The organism is Streptomyces sp. NPDC048349 (genome assembly GCF_040651925.1).
GTDB lineage: Bacteria > Actinomycetota > Actinomycetes > Streptomycetales > Streptomycetaceae > Streptomyces.
Genome location: NZ_JBEZLA010000017.1, coordinates 63,790 through 83,601, shown reverse-complemented (window position 1 = coordinate 83,601; position 19,812 = coordinate 63,790). Strand labels below are relative to the sequence as shown.

16 protein-coding genes are annotated in these 19,812 nt (G+C 71.6%); 9 read left to right on the top strand and 7 right to left on the bottom strand.

What is annotated here, in order from left to right; translation table 11 throughout:
* The first annotated feature begins 220 nt into the window (after positions 1-220).
* The gene (locus AB0D44_RS12555) at positions 221-1,096 is read left to right on the top strand and encodes an HAD-IB family hydrolase (protein ID WP_362588557.1); all 876 of its coding nucleotides are present in this window, start codon (positions 221-223) and stop codon (positions 1,094-1,096) included.
* Positions 1,097-1,497: 401 nt separating this feature from the next.
* On the opposite strand, the gene AB0D44_RS12550 is transcribed toward AB0D44_RS12555, so the two are convergent.
* Positions 1,498-2,319, bottom strand: coding sequence for an oxidoreductase (locus AB0D44_RS12550; RefSeq protein ID WP_362588554.1), 822 nt, complete (start codon positions 2,317-2,319; stop codon positions 1,498-1,500).
* Between the two features lie 109 nt (positions 2,320-2,428).
* Between AB0D44_RS12550 and AB0D44_RS12545 the strand changes: the two genes are divergently transcribed.
* The gene (locus AB0D44_RS12545; RefSeq protein WP_362588551.1) at positions 2,429-3,553 is read left to right on the top strand and encodes an ATP-binding protein; all 1,125 of its coding nucleotides are present in this window, start codon (positions 2,429-2,431) and stop codon (positions 3,551-3,553) included.
* Here AB0D44_RS12545 and AB0D44_RS12540 read toward each other — a convergent pair.
* Positions 3,507-4,817, bottom strand: a complete 1,311-nt coding sequence (locus AB0D44_RS12540; RefSeq protein WP_362588550.1) for a hypothetical protein — start codon at positions 4,815-4,817, stop codon at positions 3,507-3,509. The genes AB0D44_RS12545 and AB0D44_RS12540 overlap by 47 nt on opposite strands.
* A 236-nt stretch (positions 4,818-5,053) precedes the next feature.
* Between AB0D44_RS12540 and AB0D44_RS12535 the strand changes: the two genes are divergently transcribed.
* The 5 genes from AB0D44_RS12535 to AB0D44_RS12515 all read left to right on the top strand — a co-directional run bounded on the left by AB0D44_RS12535 (position 5,054) and on the right by AB0D44_RS12515 (position 12,727).
* Complete coding sequence (locus tag AB0D44_RS12535; RefSeq protein WP_362588547.1) at positions 5,054-7,444, top strand: SulP family inorganic anion transporter; 2,391 nt, start codon at positions 5,054-5,056, stop codon at positions 7,442-7,444.
* A 166-nt stretch (positions 7,445-7,610) separates the two neighbouring features.
* Entirely contained in the window at positions 7,611-9,614 is a 2,004-nt protein-coding gene (gene acs / locus AB0D44_RS12530; protein WP_362588544.1) for an acetate--CoA ligase, read from the top strand.
* 214 nt (positions 9,615-9,828) lie between these two features.
* Positions 9,829-11,238 carry a Na+/H+ antiporter NhaA gene (nhaA, locus tag AB0D44_RS12525; protein WP_362588541.1) on the top strand — a complete coding sequence of 470 codons (1,410 nt, stop codon included), beginning with the start codon at positions 9,829-9,831 and terminating at the stop codon, positions 11,236-11,238.
* Between the two features lie 62 nt (positions 11,239-11,300).
* Positions 11,301-11,759 (top strand): phage holin family protein, encoded by a 459-nt coding sequence (locus tag AB0D44_RS12520; protein WP_362588538.1) that lies wholly within the window; start codon positions 11,301-11,303, stop codon positions 11,757-11,759.
* Positions 11,756-12,727 carry an alpha/beta hydrolase gene (locus AB0D44_RS12515; RefSeq protein WP_362588535.1) on the top strand — a complete coding sequence of 324 codons (972 nt, stop codon included), beginning with the start codon at positions 11,756-11,758 and terminating at the stop codon, positions 12,725-12,727. Before AB0D44_RS12520 ends, AB0D44_RS12515 begins: the two co-directional genes overlap by 4 nt.
* Before the next feature lie 318 nt (positions 12,728-13,045).
* Here the strand turns inward: AB0D44_RS12515 and AB0D44_RS12510 are convergent, their stop codons facing one another.
* From AB0D44_RS12510 to nth, 3 genes are all read right to left on the bottom strand, one after another.
* A complete protein-coding gene (locus AB0D44_RS12510) occupies positions 13,046-14,248 on the bottom strand; it encodes a MarP family serine protease (RefSeq protein WP_362588533.1) in 1,203 nt (400 codons plus the stop codon).
* A gap of 13 nt (positions 14,249-14,261) precedes the next feature.
* Complete coding sequence (locus AB0D44_RS12505; RefSeq protein WP_362588530.1) at positions 14,262-14,984, bottom strand: CoA pyrophosphatase; 723 nt, start codon at positions 14,982-14,984, stop codon at positions 14,262-14,264.
* Positions 14,985-15,062: 78 nt separating this feature from the next.
* Positions 15,063-15,947: an endonuclease III gene (gene nth, locus AB0D44_RS12500; RefSeq protein WP_362588527.1), complete on the bottom strand. Its 885-nt coding sequence runs from the start codon at positions 15,945-15,947 to the stop codon at positions 15,063-15,065.
* Between the two features lie 254 nt (positions 15,948-16,201).
* On the opposite strand from nth, the gene AB0D44_RS12495 reads away from it, so the two are divergent.
* Both AB0D44_RS12495 and AB0D44_RS12490 read left to right on the top strand, forming a co-directional pair.
* On the top strand, positions 16,202-16,876 hold the full coding sequence (locus AB0D44_RS12495) for a Crp/Fnr family transcriptional regulator (RefSeq protein WP_003981529.1): 675 nt from the start codon (positions 16,202-16,204) through the stop codon (positions 16,874-16,876).
* A 153-nt stretch (positions 16,877-17,029) separates the two neighbouring features.
* Complete coding sequence (locus tag AB0D44_RS12490; RefSeq protein ID WP_362588524.1) at positions 17,030-17,890, top strand: nucleotidyltransferase domain-containing protein; 861 nt, start codon at positions 17,030-17,032, stop codon at positions 17,888-17,890.
* Here AB0D44_RS12490 and AB0D44_RS12485 read toward each other — a convergent pair.
* The gene (locus AB0D44_RS12485; protein ID WP_362588521.1) at positions 17,887-18,735 is read right to left on the bottom strand and encodes an MBL fold metallo-hydrolase; all 849 of its coding nucleotides are present in this window, start codon (positions 18,733-18,735) and stop codon (positions 17,887-17,889) included. The two genes, AB0D44_RS12490 and AB0D44_RS12485, sit on opposite strands and share 4 nt — an antisense overlap.
* On the bottom strand, positions 18,732-19,634 hold the full coding sequence (locus AB0D44_RS12480) for an NUDIX hydrolase (RefSeq protein ID WP_362588519.1): 903 nt from the start codon (positions 19,632-19,634) through the stop codon (positions 18,732-18,734). Before AB0D44_RS12480 ends, AB0D44_RS12485 begins: the two co-directional genes overlap by 4 nt.
* Positions 19,635-19,812: the final 178 nt, after the last annotated feature.

Here is a 19,812-nt window from a genome sequence, read left to right as displayed (position 1 = left end):
GAGGTCCGCAGGAATGGACACTTGGGGCCGAAGGCAGGGACGCGAACCGCGTCCGGACATGCGACGACCCCCGCCGGGGGGGAGAGCGGGGGTCGTCCCCACGGTCCGACTCGGGGGGGGAGGAGCCAGACCGGGTTAGCACGGTCGCGAACGATCCGTGACTTCCATGGTGTACCCGAGAGCCTTCTCAGGCAAACCCACGCGCCACACCTTACGCCGAATGGTGGGCGCATATGCTCGGAGCGTGGAAAATCAGCCCTTGCCGCACTCCTCGCCTCGCACCGCAGCCTTCTTCGACCTGGACAAGACGGTCATTGCGAAGTCGAGCACCCTGACGTTCAGCAAGTCCTTCTACCAGGGCGGACTGATCAACCGGCGTGCCGTGCTGCGCACCGCGTACACGCAGTTCATCTTCCTGGCCGGCGGCGCCGACCACGACCAGATGGAGCGGATGCGCGAGTACCTCTCCGCCCTCTGCAAGGGGTGGAACGTGCAGCAGGTCCGGGAGATCGTCGCGGAAGCCCTGCACGACCTCATCGACCCGATCATCTACGACGAGGCCGCGTCCCTCATCGAGGCCCATCACACCGCCGGCCGCGACGTGGTGATCGTGTCGACCTCCGGTGCAGAAGTGGTCGAGCCCATCGGGGAGATGCTCGGCGCCGACCGCGTCGTCGCCACGCGCATGGTCGTGGGCGAGGACGGCTGCTTCACCGGCGAGATCGAGTACTACGCCTACGGACCCACGAAGGCGGAAGCCGTCCGCGAGCTCGCGGAGTCCGAGGGCTACGACCTCGCCCGCTGCTACGCCTACAGCGACTCGGCCACCGACATCCCGATGCTGGAGGCGGTCGGGCACCCGCACGCCGTCAATCCCGACCGCGCGCTGCGCCGGGAGGCGCTGGCCCGGGAGTGGCCGGTCCTCGTGTTCAACCGTCCCGTGCGCCTCAAGCAGCGGCTGCCCGGGCTGTCGATGCCGGCGCGGCCCGCGCTGGTCGCCGCCGCCGCCGTGGGCGCGGCGGCCGCCACCGCCGGCCTGGTCTGGTATGCGAGCAGGCGCCGGGCCGGGGCCCTGGCTGCGGCCGCCGGCAGCTGATTGTCCTGAACTGCGGCAATACGTGCCGTCCGGTTCGCCGGACTCGCCCCGGAAAGTAAAAAGTGGAGCCAGGGGTTTCGCATAGGACCGAAGCGGAGTACAAATAAAGCAACGGCCCGCGAGACCAAAGAACATCCGAGAGGATCATCTTTAAAACGCAGTAAGGCCCACGGACCGAAGCATGAACGCCGAGCACCCACGCGACGTCGACCCGTCGATTACGGGCCAGCCGCACCAGGTGACGGGCAAAGTTCCCGACCTGATGGGCAACCATCGAGGACGCTTGGTAACTGGGCGTGAATGCCAGCGGCGACACCAAAGCAGTACGGTGTCGCCGCAACCCATGTCCGGGCGGAAAACCCCGACACCCCGGGCGGTCCGGTCGGTCCGGCCCCCGGAGCTCAGGCCGCGCCGCGCTGCAGCGCCTCGCAGACCGCCGTCGACTCGCGCACACCGAGTTCGATCGCCCGGCCGCAGTGGGCGATCCAGGCGGCCATCCCCTCCGCGGTGCCGGAGACGTAGCCCTCGAAGGCGGCCAGGTACGCCTCCCGGCCCTGCTCCGCGTGGCCGACCTCCGCCGGGCAGATCGCCTTCGGATCCAGACCACTGTTGATCAGGACGATGCGCTCGGCCGCCCGCGCCACCAGTCCGTTGCAGGTGGCGAAGGGCCGCAGGGCCAGCAGCTCGCCGTGCACCACCGCCGCCGTGACCAGGGCGGGGGCGGACCCGCCCGCGATGACCAGGCGGGACAGGCCGTCCAGTCGGCCCGCGACCTCCTCCGCGCTCGGCAGCGGGAGCCCGATCAGCGGTTCGTCCACCGGCTCGCCCGCCAGGCGGGGCCGCCCCACGACGTCCCCCTCCACCGCCGACCCCGACGCGACCAGGTGGAGCCGCGCCAGAACCCGCAGCGGCGACTGGCGCCAGATGCTCAGCAGCTGACCGGCCTCCGCGGTGAGCCGCAGCGCGGCGCCCACCGTCAGGGCCTCGGGCTCGGCGCGGAAGTCGGTCCGGCGCCGCACCTCTTCCAGCGCCCAGTCCGCTCCCGACAGCGCGGCGCTCGCCCGGGCGCCGCGCAGGGCGGCCTCCGAGGTGATCTCGCCGCTGCGGCGGCGCATGACCCGGTGCCCGTAGACCCGGTCCACGGCCTTGCGTACGGAATCCACGGAATCGGCGACACCCGGCAGCCCGGCCAGGGCGGCCAACGGGTCAGAAGCGCTACTCATAAGTAGGGAGCCTACGCACTGCGCACCCGTAGCACCGACCCCTCCTTGGAGTGGTCTTCTTCACTCACCTTGACAACTCTACGCTTTCGACCCACTACGCTTGGTGAACATGAAGATCGCTTTCGTGGGAAAGGGCGGCAGCGGCAAGACCACGCTGTCCTCCCTCTTCATCCGCCACCTCGCCTCCAATGAAGCCCCCGTCGTCGCGGTGGACGCCGACATCAACCAGCACCTGGGCGCCGCCCTCGGGCTCGGCGAGGACGAAGCCGCCGAGCTGCCCGCCCTGGGCGCGCACCTGCCCCTGATCAAGGACTACCTGCGGGGCTCCAACCCGCGCATCGCGTCCGCCGACACGATGATCAAGACCACTCCGCCCGGCCGGGGTTCGCGCCTGCTGCGGGTCACCGAGGACAACCCGGTGTACGAGGCCTGCGCGCGCACGCTCCTGCTCGACGGGGCGCCCGTACGGCTCATGGCCACGGGTCCGTTCACCGAGGCCGATCTGGGCGTGGCCTGCTACCACTCCAAGGTCGGGGCGGTCGAGCTGTGCCTCAACCACCTCGTCGACGGCCCCGACGAGTACGTCGTCGTCGACATGACCGCGGGCTCCGACTCCTTCGCCTCCGGCATGTTCACCCGCTTCGACGTGACCTTCCTGGTCGCCGAGCCCACCCGCAAGGGCGTGTCCGTCTACCGCCAGTACAAGGAGTACGCCCGGGACTTCGGGGTGGCCCTCAAGGTCGTCGGCAACAAGGTCCAGGGCCCCGAGGACATCGAGTTCCTCCAGGACGAGGTCGGCGAGGACCTGCTCGTCACCGTCGGGCACTCCGACTGGGTGCGGGCCATGGAGAAGGGCCGGCCGGCCGCGTTCGAGCTGCTGGAGGCGACGAACCGGCTCGCCCTCCAGTCCCTCCAGGATGCGGTGGACGACTCGTACGCGCACCGCGACTGGGACCGGTACACCGAGCAGATGGTGCGGTTCCACGTGAAGAACGCGGAGAGCTGGGGAAACGCGAAGACCGGGGTCGACCTGGCGGACCAGGTCGACCCCGGCTTCGTCCTGCGCGAGGCGGCCGAGGCGGCGGAAGGGGCCGAGGTGGCCCAGGCGGCGGAGGCGGCCGACGGGCCCCAGGAGACCGAGGTGTTCGAGGGGTTCGAGGGGTCCGAAGAAGGAGCCGAGGCTCTCGTCAGCCCTCGTCCGCCCCGTCTTCAGCCGGCTCCGCAGCCGGCGTGACCCCGGCGGGGGCCGTCGGCCGGGCGGGCGGCGGCCCCGCGGTCAGGAACTTCGCCCAGCCCTCCTTCGGCGCCTCGCCGACGTCGAGGGTGCGCATCCAGTCCACGACCTTGGGATCCTGGGCGTCCAGCCAGTCCACCAGCTCGCGGAACGGCACGCAGCGGACCTCCTTCTGGGTGCACATCCCCTTGATGGACTCCTCGACGGCGCGCATGTAGGTGCCGCCGTTCCAGGACTCGAAGTGGTTGCCGATGATCAGCGGCGCCCGGTTGCCCTGGTAGGCGCGGTCGAAGGCCTGGCGCAGGCCGTCGCGCATCTGGTCGCCCCAGTACGCGTGCTGCGAGGGGTCGCCCTGCGAGGTCGTTCCGGACTGGTTCGTCATGAAGTTGTAGTCCATGCTCAGCGTCTCGAAGGCGCGCCCCGGCACCGGCACCAGCTGCAGCGGGATGTCCCAGAGCCCGTCCGTCTTCTTGGGCCAGATCTGCTTGCTGATGCCGCTGGAGTCGTAGCGGAACCCCAGGCCCTTCGCCGCCAGCATGAAGTTCTTCTGGCCTTCGAGGCACGGGGTGCGGGCCCCGATGAGCTCCTTGTCGTAGTCGAAGGGGAGCGCCTCCATGTTCTTCAGGCCGGCGTTGGTCTTCCAGTTCTTGACGAAGGACTTCGCCTGGCTGATCTCGCTCTTCCACTCGTCCACGGACCAGGTGCCGACGCCGCCGTCGGGGCCGCAGAAATGGCCGTTGAAGTGGGTGCCGATCTCGTTGCCCTCGAGCCAGGCCCCGCGCACCTGGGTGGCGGTGTCCTTGATGCCCTGGAGGTCACCGAAGCCGATGTCCGAACGGCCGGGTTCGTGCTGCGGGGCGGTGTAGAGGGAGCGCTTCTCCTCCGGGAGCATGTACACGCCGCTGAGGAAGTACGTCATCCGGGCGTTGTACTTCTTGCCGACCTCGCGGAAGTGCGAGAAGAGCTTCTGGCTGTCCTCGCCGGCCCCGTCCCACGAGAACACCACGAACTGCGGGGGCTTTTCGCCGGGCTTGAGCTTCTGCGGCTTCCGGACGTTCGGCTGCCCGCCGGTGTAGGCGGTCGAACCGTCGCCGATGGGCCGGTTGACGCTGCCGGGGGCCTCGGGGGCGGCGGGGCCCTTCCGGGCGTTCTGGGGGCCGGACGCCGGAGACTTGGCGGGTTCCGAGCCGCTGCACCCGGCGACGCCCAGGACCAGCGCCGTGGCGACCAGGCCGCCGGCGATCTTCTTCGTGGCGGCGATCATCCGCCCCACCTCTCCCTCGCAGTTCCATCGCAGGACTTCCGCGCCGCAACGTCCCATGCGGTCTGCCGAGAGGCCGGTGTGACAAGCCGTACAAAATGCTTAATCACCCCAGGGGATTAATTCATAGGCCATTTGCCCGTATTTTCTACCACGACCCTTTACTCTCCATTACCATCCATTTACCGAGTGTTGAGACTCCCGCCGCTTCACCCCTCCCCCCGAGGAGACGGGACCTTATGACAGCCACACCACGTACACCCGCAGCAGACGAAGAAAGCACCACCAAGCTCCGCAAAGAAGCACACGAGCGGGCTCGTGAAGAGGCTCGCGCGCAGCTCCGCAAGGATCTGCCCGCTGACCTCTCCGCCTCCATCGCCGTGTTCCTGATCGCCCTGCCGCTCTCCCTCGGCATCGCCCTGGCCACCGGCGCCCCGCTCCAGGCCGGTCTGGTCGCGGCGGCCGCCGGCGGGATCGTCGCCGGGCGGCTCGGCGGCGCCCCGCTCCAGGTGAGCGGTCCCGCGGCCGGACTCACCGTGGTCACCGCCGAGTTGATCCAGCGCTACGGCTGGCGCACCACCTGCGCCATCACCGTGCTCGCCGGACTGTGCCAGCTGGGCCTCGCACTGCTGCGCACCGCACGGTCGGCGCTCATGGTGAGCCCGGCCATCGTGCACGGCATGCTCGCCGGCATCGGCGTGACCATCGCGCTGGCCCAGCTGCACATCGTGCTCGGCGGCACCCCGCAGAGCTCCGCCGTGGCGAACGTCCTCGGCCTGCCGGGCCAGCTCGCGGACCTGCACCCGATCGCGCTCGGCACCAGCGTGCTGACGCTGGTCGTCCTCCTGGGCTGGCCGCGGCTGCCCGGACGGACGGGCCGCGCACTGCGCAAGGTGCCGGCGGCGCTCGCCGCCGTGGCGACGGCCACCGCCGTCGCGACCCTGGCCGGGTTCTCCCTGCCCCGGGTCGACCTGCCGTCCTGGCGCAGCCACGCCCTGCCCGAACTGCCCGAGGGACCCGTCCTCGGCCTGATCGCCGCCGTGCTGACCATCACCCTGGTCGGGAGCGTGGAGTCGCTGCTCTCCGCCGTCGCGACCGACAAGCTGATCGCCTCGGAGCGGGGCAGCAACCGCCCGCCGCGCGCCGACCTCAACCGCGAACTGCGCGGACAGGGCGCGGCGAACATCGTCTCCGGGGCGCTGGGCGGGCTGCCGATCACCGGCGTCGCCGTCCGCAGCGTGGCCAACGTCAAGGCCGGCGCCGCCAGCCGGAAGTCGGCCATGCTGCACGGCCTGTGGGTCCTGCTCGCGGCCGGGCTGCTGGTCCCGGTCCTCGACCTGATCCCGCTCGCCGCGCTGGCCGCCCTGGTCATGGCGGTGGGGGTGCAGATGGTGAGCATCACGCACCTGCGCAGCGTCACCCGGCACCGGGAGATCCCGGTCTACGCGACCACCATCGTGGCCGTGGTCCTCGGCGGGGTACTGGAGGGCGTGGCCATCGGCATCGCGGTGGCGGTCGCCCTGGCCCTGCACCGGCTGGCCCGGACCCGCATCACGCTCGAGCAGCTGGACAACGGCGTCCACCGGGTCTGGGCGCGCGGGCAGCTGACCTTTCTCGCCGTGCCGCGGCTGAGCCGGGTGCTGAACCAGATCCCGCACGACGGGCGCGCGCTGATCGAGCTGGACGGCTCGTTCATGGACCACGCGGCCTACGAGACGCTGCGGGACTGGCAGGACTCGCACCTCGCCCACGGCGGATCGGTGGAGGTCACCGGCCGCAAGGCCGACGGGTCCCAGCACTTCGATCCGGCCCGGCGCACCCCGCAGCGCGGGGGGCACCAGTGCTGCCGCCCCTGGACCCCGTGGCAGAACCACTGCGACCACCGCGCCGCCGAGACCCCCACGGACCCGGCCACCGCCGCCGCACCGTCAGCATCCGCGGCGCCCGCGCCGCGGCGGCGCGGCGCCGGGCAACTGGCCAACGGGATCAGCGCCTTCCAGCGCGACACCGCACCGCACGTGCGCGACGAGCTGGCCCGCCTCGCCCGCGAGGGGCAGCGGCCCTCCCAGCTCTTCCTCACCTGCGCGGACTCCCGTCTGGTGACCAGCATGATCACGGCCAGCGGGCCGGGTGACCTTTTCACCGTGCGCAACGTCGGCAACCTCGTCCCGCTGCCGGGCGCCGAGTCCACCGACGACTCCGTCGCGGCGGCCATCGAGTACGCGGTGGACGTGCTCAAGGTGGACAGCATCACCGTGTGCGGGCACTCGGGCTGCGGAGCGATGCAGGCGCTGCTCAACTCCTCCCCCGCGGCGCCCATGACCCCGCTGCGCCGCTGGCTGCGGCACGGGCTGCCCAGCCTGGAGCGGATGGCGAGCCGGCACCACGCCTGGGCCCGGATCTCGGGCCGGCTCCCCGCGGACGCGGTGGAGCAGCTGTGCCTGACCAATGTGGTGCAGCAGCTGGAGCACCTGCGGGCCCACGAATCGGTGGCCCGGCGGCTGGCCGAGGGCACGCTGGAGCTGCACGGGATGTACTTCCACGTGGGCGAGGCGCAGGCCTACCTGCTGTCCGAGGGCGAGGACTTCTTCGACTGCCGGGTCTTCGACACGGTCGGCCAGAACGCCTGATTCGCGACAACGTCACGGCAGGTTCGAACCGGTACCCTCCGCTATCCGTGCCATCATTCGGCCCCTTTCCGCACCTTGCAGCGGGGAGGGGCCGTCGCACGCCCCCGGACGTGCTATAGGTCTAAACCAATTCTCGGCTACCTCTTGTCACCCGGGCCGCCGGCTGATGAGCTATGCCGGGGACACAACGGACACCCTGGGAAAGGGATATGTCGTGAGCAATGAAAGCCTGGCCAATCTGCTCAAGGAGGAGCGGCGGTTCGCACCGCCCGCCGATCTGGCCGCCGCCGCCAACGTGACACGGGCTGCGTACGCACAGGCCGACGCGGACCGGCTGGGCTTCTGGGCCGAGCAGGCCCGGCGGCTGACCTGGGCCACGGAGCCGACCGAGACGCTCGACTGGACGAACCCGCCCTTCGCGAAGTGGTTCGCGGACGGCAAGCTGAACGTCGCCTACAACTGTGTGGACCGGCACGTCGAGGCCGGCAACGGCGAGCGCGTCGCCCTCCACTTCGAGGGCGAGCCCGGTGACAGCCGCTCGATCACCTACGCCCAGCTCAAGGACGAGGTCTCCAAGGCCGCCAACGCCCTGACCGAGCTCGGGGTCCAGGCCGGCGACCGCGTCGCCGTCTACCTGCCGATGATCCCCGAAGCGGTCGTGGCGATGCTCGCGTGCGCCCGCATCGGCGCCGCGCACTCCGTGGTCTTCGGCGGTTTCTCCGCCGACGCCGTCGCCTCCCGCATCCAGGACGCCGACGCCAAGCTGGTCATCACCGCCGACGGCGGCTACCGCCGCGGAAAGCCCACCGCCCTGAAGCCGGCCATCGACGAGGCCGTCGGCAAGTGCCCGCAGGTCGAGCACGTGCTCGTCGTGCAGCGCACGGGCCAGGACACCGCCTTCACCGAGGGCCGGGACCTCTGGTGGCACGACGTGGTCGGCCGGCAGTCCGCCGAGCACACCCCGCAGGCCTTCGACGCCGAGCACCCGCTTTTCATCCTGTACACCTCGGGGACCACGGGTAAGCCGAAGGGCATCCTGCACACCTCGGGCGGCTACCTCACGCAGGCGGCGTACACCCACCACGCGGTCTTCGACCTGAAGCCGGAGACCGACGTCTACTGGTGCACCGCCGACATCGGCTGGGTGACCGGGCACTCGTACATCGTCTACGGGCCGCTCGCGAACGGTGCCACCCAGGTGATGTACGAGGGCACGCCGGACACCCCGCACCAGGGCCGGTTCTGGGAGGTCGTGCAGAAGTACGGCGTCACCATCCTCTACACGGCGCCCACGGCCATCCGTACGTTCATGAAGTGGGGCGACGACATCCCCGCGAAGTTCGACCTGTCGAGCCTGCGTGTCCTGGGCTCGGTCGGCGAGCCGATCAACCCCGAGGCCTGGATCTGGTACCGCAAGCACATCGGCGGCGACCGCTGCCCGATCGTGGACACCTGGTGGCAGACCGAGACCGGCGCGATGATGATCTCCCCGCTGCCGGGCGTCACGGAGACCAAGCCGGGCTCGGCCCAGCGCGCCCTGCCCGGAATCTGCGCCACCGTCGTGGACGACGAGGCGCACGAGGTCCCGAACGGCGGGGGCGGCTACCTGGTCCTGACCGAGCCCTGGCCGTCGATGCTGCGCACCATCTGGGGCGACGACCAGCGGTTCATCGACACCTACTGGTCGCGCTTCGAGGGCAAGTACTTCGCGGGCGACGGCGCCAAGAAGGACGACGACGGCGACATCTGGCTGCTCGGCCGGGTGGACGACGTGATGCTCGTGTCCGGCCACAACATCTCCACGACCGAGGTCGAGTCGGCGCTCGTCTCGCACCCCGCGGTCGCCGAGGCGGCCGTGGTCGGCGCCAACGACGAGACCACCGGACAGGCCATCGTGGCCTTCGTCATCCTGCGCGGCAGCGCCTCGGAGACCGAGAACCTGGTCGCCGAACTGCGCAACCACGTGGGCGCCACGCTCGGCCCGATCGCCAAGCCGAAGCGGATCCTGCCGGTCCAGGAACTGCCGAAGACCCGCTCGGGCAAGATCATGCGCCGCCTGCTGCGCGACGTGGCGGAGAACCGCACGGTCGGCGACGTCACCACGCTCGCCGACTCCTCGGTGATGGACCTGATCCAGAGCAAGCTCCCGTCCGCGTCCAGCGAGGACTGAGCGGCACGGAACGCAAAAGCAGGACCTGGGGCGTCCGGCGCACAGCGCGCCGGGCGCCCCCCTGCCGTTTAAGGTGAAGATCACCCGATACGACTGCGTGACCCTGTAACGTAGGAGAAGCGTCAAGGTTTGACGTTTCAAGTCTCAGGGTGCGCCGGGAAGTCTGGTCGGCAACGTGATGAGCCGTGCCGTCGACCCGCCGGAGGTGTCCCCCGTGGCCGCGCCCCACCCCACCGAGCACCAGAGCCGCAAGCTCCTCGGCAGGCTCTCACTGCCCGAGCGCCGTTTCGTCGCCGACGCCCTGCGCGCCGAAACCGTCGGCGGTGTTCTGCTCCTCGTGGCCGCCGTCGCCGCCCTGGTCTGGGCGAACACCCCCGCCCTGACGGAGAGCTACGAGACCGTCCGGGACTTCCACCTCGGCCCCGGACTGCTCGGCCTGAACCTGTCGCTCCAGCACTGGGCCGCCGACGGGCTGCTGGCCGTCTTCTTCTTCGTGGCCGGCATCGAGCTCAAGCGCGAGCTGGTCGCGGGCGACCTGCGCGACCCCAAGGCCGCCGCGCTCCCCGTCATCGCCGCCCTGTGCGGCATGGCCGCCCCCGCCGGGGTCTACGCCCTGGTCAACGCCTTCGGCAACGGGTCCATGGCCGGCTGGGCGGTCCCCACCGCCACCGACATCGCCTTCGCACTCGCCGTCCTCGCGGTCATCGGCACCTCGCTGCCCTCCGCCCTGCGCGCGTTCCTGCTCACCCTCGCCGTCGTCGACGACCTCTTCGCGATCATCATCATCGCGGTGTTCTTCACCAGCGAGATCGACTTCCTGGCCCTCGGCGGCGCGGTCGTGGGACTCGCGCTGTTCTGGTTCCTGCTGCGCCGGGGCGTCCGCGGCTGGTACGTCTACGTGCCCCTCGCCCTGGCCGTGTGGGGCCTGATGTACAACAGCGGCGTCCACGCCACCATCGCCGGCGTCGCCATGGGCCTGATGCTGCGCTGCACCCGCAAGGACGGCGAGAAGCACTCCCCCGGCGAGCACATCGAGCACCTCGTACGGCCGGTCTCGGCCGGTCTCGCCGTACCGCTGTTCGCACTGTTCTCGGCCGGGGTCTCCCTCTCCGACGAGGCCATCGGGCAGGTCTTCACCCGTCCGGAAACCCTCGGCGTGGTCCTCGGCCTCGTCGTCGGCAAGGCCGTGGGCATCTTCGGCGGGACCTGGCTGGCCGCCCGTTTCACCAAGGCCGAGCTCAACGACGACCTCGCCTGGCCGGACGTGCTCGCGGTCGCCGCCCTCGCCGGGATCGGATTCACCGTCTCCCTGCTGATCGGTGAACTCGCCTTCGCCGACGACCCGGTCCTCACCGACGAGATCAAGGCCGCCGTCCTCATCGGCTCGCTCATCGCCGCGGTGTTCGCCTGCGTCCTGCTCAAGCTCCGCGACCGCAAGTACCGGGCCCTCACCGACGCCGAGGAGCGCGACGACGACCGCGACGGCATCCCGGACATCTACGAGGAGCACACCCCGGCGTACCACCTGCGGATGGCGAAGATCCACGAGGCGAAGGCCGCGGAACACCGGCGCCGGGCCGAAGCGGCGGCCGCGTCCAGCATCGAGGGCGACCGTCCGGCATGATCTGACGGAGGACGGCGTACACACGCACGCACACACGCGGCAGACGACAGAGGGAGAGAGCGATGAGCGCAGTGGACCAAGGGGCGCGGGGAGCCGAGCGCACACTCGGCCAACTGGTCGCCTCGGCCACCGCCGAGATGTCGGCCCTGGTGCACGACGAGATCGCCCTCGCCAAGGTGGAGATCAAGCAGGACGTCAAGCGCGCGGGCATCGGCAGCGGCGCCGCGATCGTCGCGGGCGTGCTCGTGCTCTTCTCCCTCCCCGTACTGAGTTTCGCCGCGGCCTACGGAATCCATAACCTCGGCCTCGGCCTCGCGTGGTCCTTCCTCATCGTCGGCGGCGCGTTCTGGCTGCTCGCGGGCCTGGTCGGGCTGCTCGCCGTGGTCAAGTTCAAGAAGGTCAAGCCGCCGGTGAAGACCATCGAGTCGGTCAAGCAGACCGCGGCGCTCGTCGGGACCGTCAAGCCGCACCCGCGGCCGGTGAGTGACAACGCCGTGGGTGTGGCACGCTCGTCCTCATGACAGCCCCCTCCCCTGACCCCGGCAATCCGCCCACCGCCGCCTCGGCGATCCGGCTCGATCTGCCCGGCGGGCAGGCGGTCACGCACCGGGACGTCGCCGCCAACGGCGCCCGCTTCCACGTCGCCGAACTCGGTGACGGGCCGCTGGTGCTGCTCCTGCACGGCTTCCCGCAGTTCTGGTGGACCTGGCGGCACCAGATGACCGCGCTCGCCGACGCCGGCTACCGGGCCGTCGCGATGGACCTGCGCGGCGTGGGCGGCAGCGACCGCACCCCGCGCGGCTACGACCCGGCCAATCTGGCGCTCGACATCACCGGGGTCGTACGGTCCCTCGGCGAGCCGGACGCCGCGCTCGTCGGGCACGACCTGGGCGGCTACCTGGCCTGGACGGCTGCCGTGATGCGGCCCAAGCTGGTGCGCCGCCTGGTCGTGTCGTCGATGCCCCATCCGCGCCGCTGGCGTTCGGCCATGCTGTCCGACTTCGGCCAGACCCGGGCGAGTTCACACATCTGGGGCTTCCAGCGGCCGTTCATCCCCGAGCGGCAGCTCGTCGCCGACGACGGGGCGCTCGTGGGGGAGCTGATCCGGGACTGGTCGGGGCCGCGGCTGCGGGAGGACGGCGCCGACGAGGAGGCGCTCGCCGTGTACCGGCGGGCGATGTGCATCCCCTCCACCGCGCACTGCTCGATCGAGCCGTACCGCTGGATGATGCGGTCGATGGCACGGCCCGACGGCCTCCAGTTCAACCGGCGCATGAAGCGGCCGGTGCGGGTGCCGACGCTGCACCTGCACGGCTCGCTCGACCCGGTGATGCGCACGCGGAGCGCGGCCGGATCCGGCGAGTACGTCGAAGCCCCGTACCGGTGGCGGCTGTTCGACGGTCTGGGGCACTTCCCGCACGAGGAGGACCCCGTGGCGTTCTCGACCGAGCTCGTGAACTGGCTCAAGGACCCCGAACCGGACCGCTGATGGGTATGACAAGCACTCAATTGCCGCGCGCATAGGCCAATTGGCCGCGTCGTACGGGGTTACCGACCATGGGTCACGGGCACAGCTCGGAGTATGGGCTGGACGCACGACTACCGCGAAACCGCACACGAACGCAGCTCGGCAGCGACGCCGGGCACCCACGGGAGGGCCGGCCGTGAGGGCCACGACCTCCGCCTCGGGATTCCGCGCATTCTGCGCCGCCGGGCCCTGTGGGTCTCGGCGCGCCTGCGCCATCCGCGGACGTAGAGACCCGGCGCACCCGTCCGCCGGGCCCGCCGCGGGCCCGGCGTTCCGGTGTCAGAGGGCGCAGCCCTGGCTGTCGACCCGCTGTTCGGCGCTCCGGCCGATCCGGATGTCGTCGCGGATCTCGTCCACCGTCAGGGCGTATCCGGTGTTCGGGTCGTCGAGGGACTTCGCGAACACGACCCCGTACACCTTGCCGTCCGGCGTCAGCAGCGGACCGCCGGAGTTGCCCTGGCGGACCGTCGCGTACAGCGAGTAGACGTCACGCCGGACGGTGCCCCGGTGGTAGATGTCGGGGCCGTTGGCGTTGATCCGGCCGCGGACGCGGGCGGATCGGACGTCGTACGCGCCGTTCTCCGGGAAACCGGCGACGATCGCGTCGCTGCCGCTCGCCGCGTCCCGGTCGGCGAACTCCAGCGGCGGAGCCTTCAGCTTGGGCACGTCCAGGACGGCGATGTCGCGCTCCCAGTCGTAGAGCACGACCTTGCCGTCGTAGAGCTTGCCCTCGCCGCCGATCTGCACCGTCGGCTCGCCGACCCCGCCGACGACGTGCGCGTTGGTCATCACCTTGCCGGGCGAGAAGACGAAGCCCGTGCCCTCCAGCACCTTGCTGCAGCCGGGCGCGGTGCCGACGACCTTCACGATCGAGCGCTTGGCCTGCTCGGTGACCGGGCTGCGGGCGAGTGCCGGATCGGGCGCCCTCACCTCGGTGATGGGCTCGTTGGAGAACGGGCTGAACACCTGCGGGAAGCCGTTGCGCGCGAGGGTGGAGCTGAAGTCCGAGAACCACGTGTTGGCCTGCGCGGGCAGCACCCGCGACACGCCGAGCAGCACCTTGGAGTTGCGCACTTCCTTGCCCAGCGTGGGAAGCGAGGTCCCGGCGAGGGCGGAGCCGATCAGCCATGCCACCAGCAGCATCGCGACCACGTTGACCAGGGCCCCGCCGGTCGCGTCCAGCGCGCGCGCCGGCGACCAGGTGATGTGGCGGCGGAGCCGGCTGCCCAGGTGGGTGGTCAGGGCCTGGCCGATCGAGGCACAGACGATGATCACGACGACGGCGATCACGACGACCGTGGTGGACACCTGGGTGCCGTTGTCGGTCACCCGGTCCCAGATCAGCGGGAGCAGGGACACGGCGACGAGGCCACCGCCGAGGAACCCGATCACCGACAGGATGCCGACGACGAACCCCTGGCGGTAGCCGACGATCGCGAACCACACGGCAGCGAGCAGCAACAGGATGTCCAGCACGTTCACATGGGCCACCGTCTCACGCGCGCCAGTCGAGCGGGACCTGCCGCGAGCGGTCCCAGGGGCGCTCCCAGCCCGCGAAGTGCAGCAGCCGGTCGATCACCCCGGCCGTGAAACCCCAGACCAGGGCCGATGCGACGGTGAAACCCGGGCCCAGGTGACCGCTCGGGTGGACGGCCGTGACCCGGTGCTCGGGGTCCGTGAGATCCGCCACGGGCACGGTGAACACGCGGGCCGTCTCGGCCGGGTCCACCGCGCCGACCGGGCTCGGGGTGCGCCACCAGCCGAGGACCGGGGTGACGACGAACTCGCTGACCGGGATGTAGAGGCGGGGCAGCACCCCGAAGAGCTGGACCCCGGACGGGTCCAGCCCGGTCTCCTCCTCGGCCTCGCGCAGCGCGGCGCGCAGCGGGCCGGTGGTGTGCGGATCGCCGTCCTCGGGGTCGAGGGCGCCGCCCGGGAAGGAGGGCTGGCCCGCGTGCGAGCGGAGGGTGCCGGCGCGCTCCATGAGCAGCAGCTCGGGCCCGCGGGGGCCCTCGCCGAACAGCACGAGCACGGCGGACTGCCGGCCGCGGCCGTCCTCGGGCGGCAGGAACCGGCTCAGCTGGGGCGGCTCGATGGTCCGGGCGGCCTCGACGACGGGGTCCAGCCAGGCGGGCAGGCCGTCGGTGCTCAGAGCCGTGCTGCCGCCCGCCGCGGCTCCCGCCGCCGTCTCGTCCCGTGTATCGCTACCGCGCGTCATAGGCACCCCTGTCCGCGTCCTTCTGTCGACACCGTCTCCCCACACCGCCAACGCGGTCCGGGCACTGATTCGTTCCTGTTACGGCGCCGGGTCGCCCAGCGGCGGAGCCGGGAGGCCCGGGTAGTCCGGGGGCGGGCTCAGACGCTGGCCCGGCCGGCCGCCCTTCTCGTACCTCAGCAGCTTGCGGGCCTTCTCCGGGTCCGTTTCGCCCTCCCCGTACGCCGGGCAGAGCGGGGCGATCGGGCAGGCCCCGCAGGCCGGATTGCGCGCGTGGCAGATCCGGCGGCCGTGGAAGACGACGCGGTGCGAGAGCATCGTCCACTCGCTCTTGGGGAAGATCGTGCAGATGTCCGCCTCGACCTTCTCCGGGTCCTCCTGTTCGGTCCACTTCCAACGGCGCACGAGCCGGCCGAAGTGGGTGTCCACGGTGATGCCCGGGACGCCGAAGGCATTGCCGAGGACCACGTTCGCCGTCTTGCGGCCGACTCCGGGCAGGGTCACGAGGTCCTCGAGCCGCCCGGGCACCTCGCCGCCGAAGTCGTCCCGCAGGGCCTGCGAGAGGCCGAGGAGGGACTTGGCCTTCATCCGGAAGAACCCGGTCGGCCGGATCAGTTCCTCGAGTTCCTCCGGGACGGCCGCGGCCATGTCCTCGGGGGTCGGGTAGGCCGCGAAGAGGGCCGGCGTCGTCTGGTTCACCCGCAGGTCCGTGGTCTGCGCGGACAGCACGGTCGCGACGAGCAGTTCGAACGGGTTGCGGAAGTCGAGCTCCGGATGGGCGTATGGATAGATTTCGGCCAGCTCGCGGTTGATCCTCCGCGCCCGGCGCACCATGGCCAGCCGGGACTCCGGCTTGGCCGCAGAGGGTTTCGCGGCGGGTCTCGACGCGGCTTTCTTGGCCGAACCTTTGCCCTGAGGGGCGGGCGGGGCCGCTGGGATCGCCCTCCCGGAGGCTTGTTCGCCCACAGCTGAATTATGGGCCGCCCTCACACCCGCGGACCCCTTGGCCTGTGCTCTCACCGGCTTATTGGACACCCGGCCAGCCTAAGGCCGGGCGCTGACACCCGCCCGGACCTCAGGTAACACCACCCCGATTGGTCTCCCACCACACAGCACGGGCGTCCGTCCGGCATCCTTGGTAGTGATTGATCGCACTGTTTGAGCCGTCCGGCAAAATGGGGGACCGGTCCCCTGAGCTGGTCGACATAGGAGAGAAACTCGTGGACGACGTTCTGCGGCGCGCCCCGCTCTTCGCGGCGCTCGATGACGAGCAGGCCGCGGAGCTCCGCGCCTCCATGGGCGAGGTGACCCTCGCACGCGGTGACGCCCTGTTCCACGAGGGCGACCCCGGCGACCGGCTGTACGTCGTGACCGAGGGCAAGGTGAAGCTCCACCGCACCTCCCCCGACGGTCGCGAGAACATGCTGGCCGTCCTCGGCCCCGGCGAGCTGATCGGCGAACTGTCGCTGTTCGACCCGGGCCCGCGCACCGCCACCGCCACCGCGCTGACCGAGGTCAAGCTCCTCGGCCTGGGCCACGGCGACCTCCAGCCCTGGCTCAACGCCCGGCCCGAGGTCGCGACCGCCCTGCTGCGCGCCGTCGCGCGGCGCCTGCGCAAGACCAACGACCAGATGTCCGACCTGGTCTTCTCCGACGTCCCGGGCCGTGTGGCGCGGGCGCTCCTCGACCTGTCGCGCCGGTTCGGCGTGCAGTCGGAGGAGGGCATCCACGTCGTGCACGACCTCACGCAGGAGGAGCTCGCGCAGCTCGTCGGCGCCTCCCGCGAGACCGTGAACAAGGCCCTGGCCGACTTCGCGGGACGCGGCTGGCTCCGCCTCGAGGCGCGCGCCGTGATCCTGCTGGACGTGGAGCGGCTGGCGAAGCGTTCGCGCTGACGCCGGTACCGGCGGTTTCGAGGGGTCCTGCCCGGTCTGGGCGGGGCCCCTTCGCGCCTTCCGGGACGCCGGGACGCGATCCGGCCGGCGCCGGATGTGATCCGACCGGCGCAGGTGGGCCGCATCGGGCCGGGAGCCAGGCACAGTGGACTCATGGAGCACAGAGGTCTCGACGCGTACGGGTACTTCGAGCGGGAGGGGTCCCTCGGGAAGGTGCCGGGGGAGTTCAGGGCCGTCGTCGCCGCGGCGCGGGAGCGGATCGCCGAGGCGTACGGACGGCGGCTGCACAGCGCCTACCTGTACGGGTCCGTGCCGCGCGGGACGGCCCGGCCCGGGCGCTCCGACCTCGACCTGCTGCTCGCCCTGCACCGCGAGCCCGCCGACGAGGACCGGGCCGCCGCCGACGTCCTGGCGCGCGGGCTCGACGAGGACTTCCCCGAGACCGACGGGGTCGGCATCCTGCTCTACGGCAAGGAGACCCTGCTCAGCGAGCAGGAGCGGTACGACCTCGGCTGGTTCCTGGCCTGCCTGTGCACCCCGCTGCTCGGCGCCGACCTGGCCGAGCACCTGCCGCGCTACCGCCCCGACGGCCTGCTCGCCCGGGAGACCAACGGCGATCTGGCGGAGCTCCTGCCCGCCTGGCGGGCCAGGGCACAGGCCGCGTCGACCCCGCAGGAGTACCGCAGGCTGAGCCGGATCTTCGCGCGGCGCCTGGTGCGCACCGGATTCACCCTGGTCATGCCCCGGTGGGGCGGCTGGACCAGCGACCTCGCCGAGTCCGCGGAGGTCTTCGGTACGTACTACCCGCAGCGCGCCGACCAGATGCGGGCCGCGGCCGCCGTGGCGCTGGATCCGGTCGCGGACCCGGCCGTGCTGCGCACCTACATCGAGGACCTCGGACCGTGGCTGGCGGACGAGTACACGGCCCGCCACGGCACCAAGACGCCCCGGCCGGCCCAGAGCTCCGGGCCGGCTGGAAGCTCGGGGCCTGCTCAGAGCTCCGGGCCGGCCTAGAGCTCGGGGCCGCCCGGGATGAGGCCGTGCTCCTGGAGGTACTCCAGCTGGGCGCGTACGGACCATTCCGCGGCCGGCCACAGGGAGCGGTCCACGTCCGCGTAGACGTGGGCGACGACCGCCTCCGGGGTGGCGTAGCCGTCCTCGACCGCGGTCTCGACCTGGGCCAGGCGGTGTGCGCGGTGGGCCAGGTAGTACTCGACGACGCCCTGGGCGTCCTCCAGGACCGGCCCGTGGCCCGGCAGCACGGTGTGCACGCCGTCGTCGACCGTGAGCGAGCGCAGGCGGCGCAGGGAGTCCAGGTAGTCCCCCAGGCGGCCGTCGGGGTGGGCCACGACGGTGGTGCCGCGGCCGAGGATGGTGTCTCCGGTCAGGACGGCCCGGTCGGCGGGCAGGTGGAAGCAGAGCGAGTCACTGGTGTGTCCGGGGGTCGGGACCACGCGCAGCTCCAGGCCCCCCGTCCGGATCACGTCCCCGGCGGCCAGACCCTCGTCGCCGAGCCGCAGGGCCGGGTCCAGGGCGCGGACCTTGGTGCCGGTGAGCTCGGCGAACCGGCCGGCGCCCTCGGCGTGGTCGGGGTGCCCGTGGGTGAGCAAGGTCAGGGCGATCCGCTTCCCGGCGCGCTCCGCGGTGTCGATGACCGCGCGCAGGTGGGCCTCGTCCAGCGGGCCCGGGTCGATGACGACGGCCTGGGTGGATCCGGGCTCGGAGAGCAGCCAGGTGTTGGTGCCGTCCAGCGTCATCGCGGAGGCGTTGGGGGCCAGGACGTTGACCGCGCGGGCGGTGGCGGGCCCTGAGGTAACGGTTCCGCGGGGCTGGCCGGGGAGTGCGGCGGCGTCGGTCATGAGGGGCCTCCGGGGCGCACTCGTTTGGTGAACTCGTCGTGGCCCGGCCAGCTGAGCACCAGCTCGCCGTTCTCCAGCGCCGCCTGGGCCAGTACGGGGGTCAGGTCCTGCGCCCCGGCCGCGGCGAGCGCCTCGGCGGCGCTCCCGTACGGCTCGAGGGAGCGCAGGGTCGAGATGGTGGGCGGCATCATCAGAAGCTCGCCCTTGTCGTACCCGCCGGCGGCGTCGGCCGGGCGGATCCAGACGGTCCGGTCGGCTTCGGTGGAGGCGTTGCGGGTGCGCTGGCCCTCGGGGAGGGCCGCGACGAAGAACCAGGTGTCGTAGCGGCGCGGCTCGAACTCCGGGGTGATCCAGCGCGCCCACGCGCCGAGCAGGTCGGAGCGCAGCCGCAGGCCGCGGCGGTCCAGGAACTCGGCGAAGGACAGCTCCCGCGCCACGAGCGCCTGCCGGTCGGCCTCCCAGTCGTCGCCGGTGGTGTCGCCGACGACCGTGCCGGGGGTCTCGCCGGCGAGCAGGACGCCCGCCTCCTCGAAGGTCTCGCGTACGGCGCCGCAGACGATGGCCTGGGCGGAACGGGCGTCCGTACCGAGGCGGCGGGCCCAGTCTTCCCGGCTCGGGCCCGCCCAGCCGACCTGGTGGTCCTCGTCGCGGGGGTCGACCCCGCCGCCCGGATAGGCGTACGCGCCGCCGGCGAAGGCCATGGAGGCGCGGCGGCGCAGCATGTGCACGACGGGACCGTCGGGGGTGTCGCGCAGCAGCATCACGGTGGCGGCGCGTCTGGGGTCCACCGGGGTGAGGGACCCGTCGGCGAGCGCGCGGATGCGGTCCGGCCACTCCGGCGGGTACCACTGGCCTCCGGCGGGGGGCTGGGCCTGGGGCTGCTGCTGACCATTCGGCATGGCCGGATGCTACGGCCATCCGGCCCGATGTTCGAGAGCAGCCGGGCCCGGCGCGGTCGTGGAACGGGCTCCGCCCGGCCTCCCGGGGCTCCGGCCCTGACCCGCGCCCCACACGGCGGCGGGGCTGGAACCGTCCTGTGGACCAGTTCCAGCCCCGCCGGGGTCGGGCTCGGGCTCG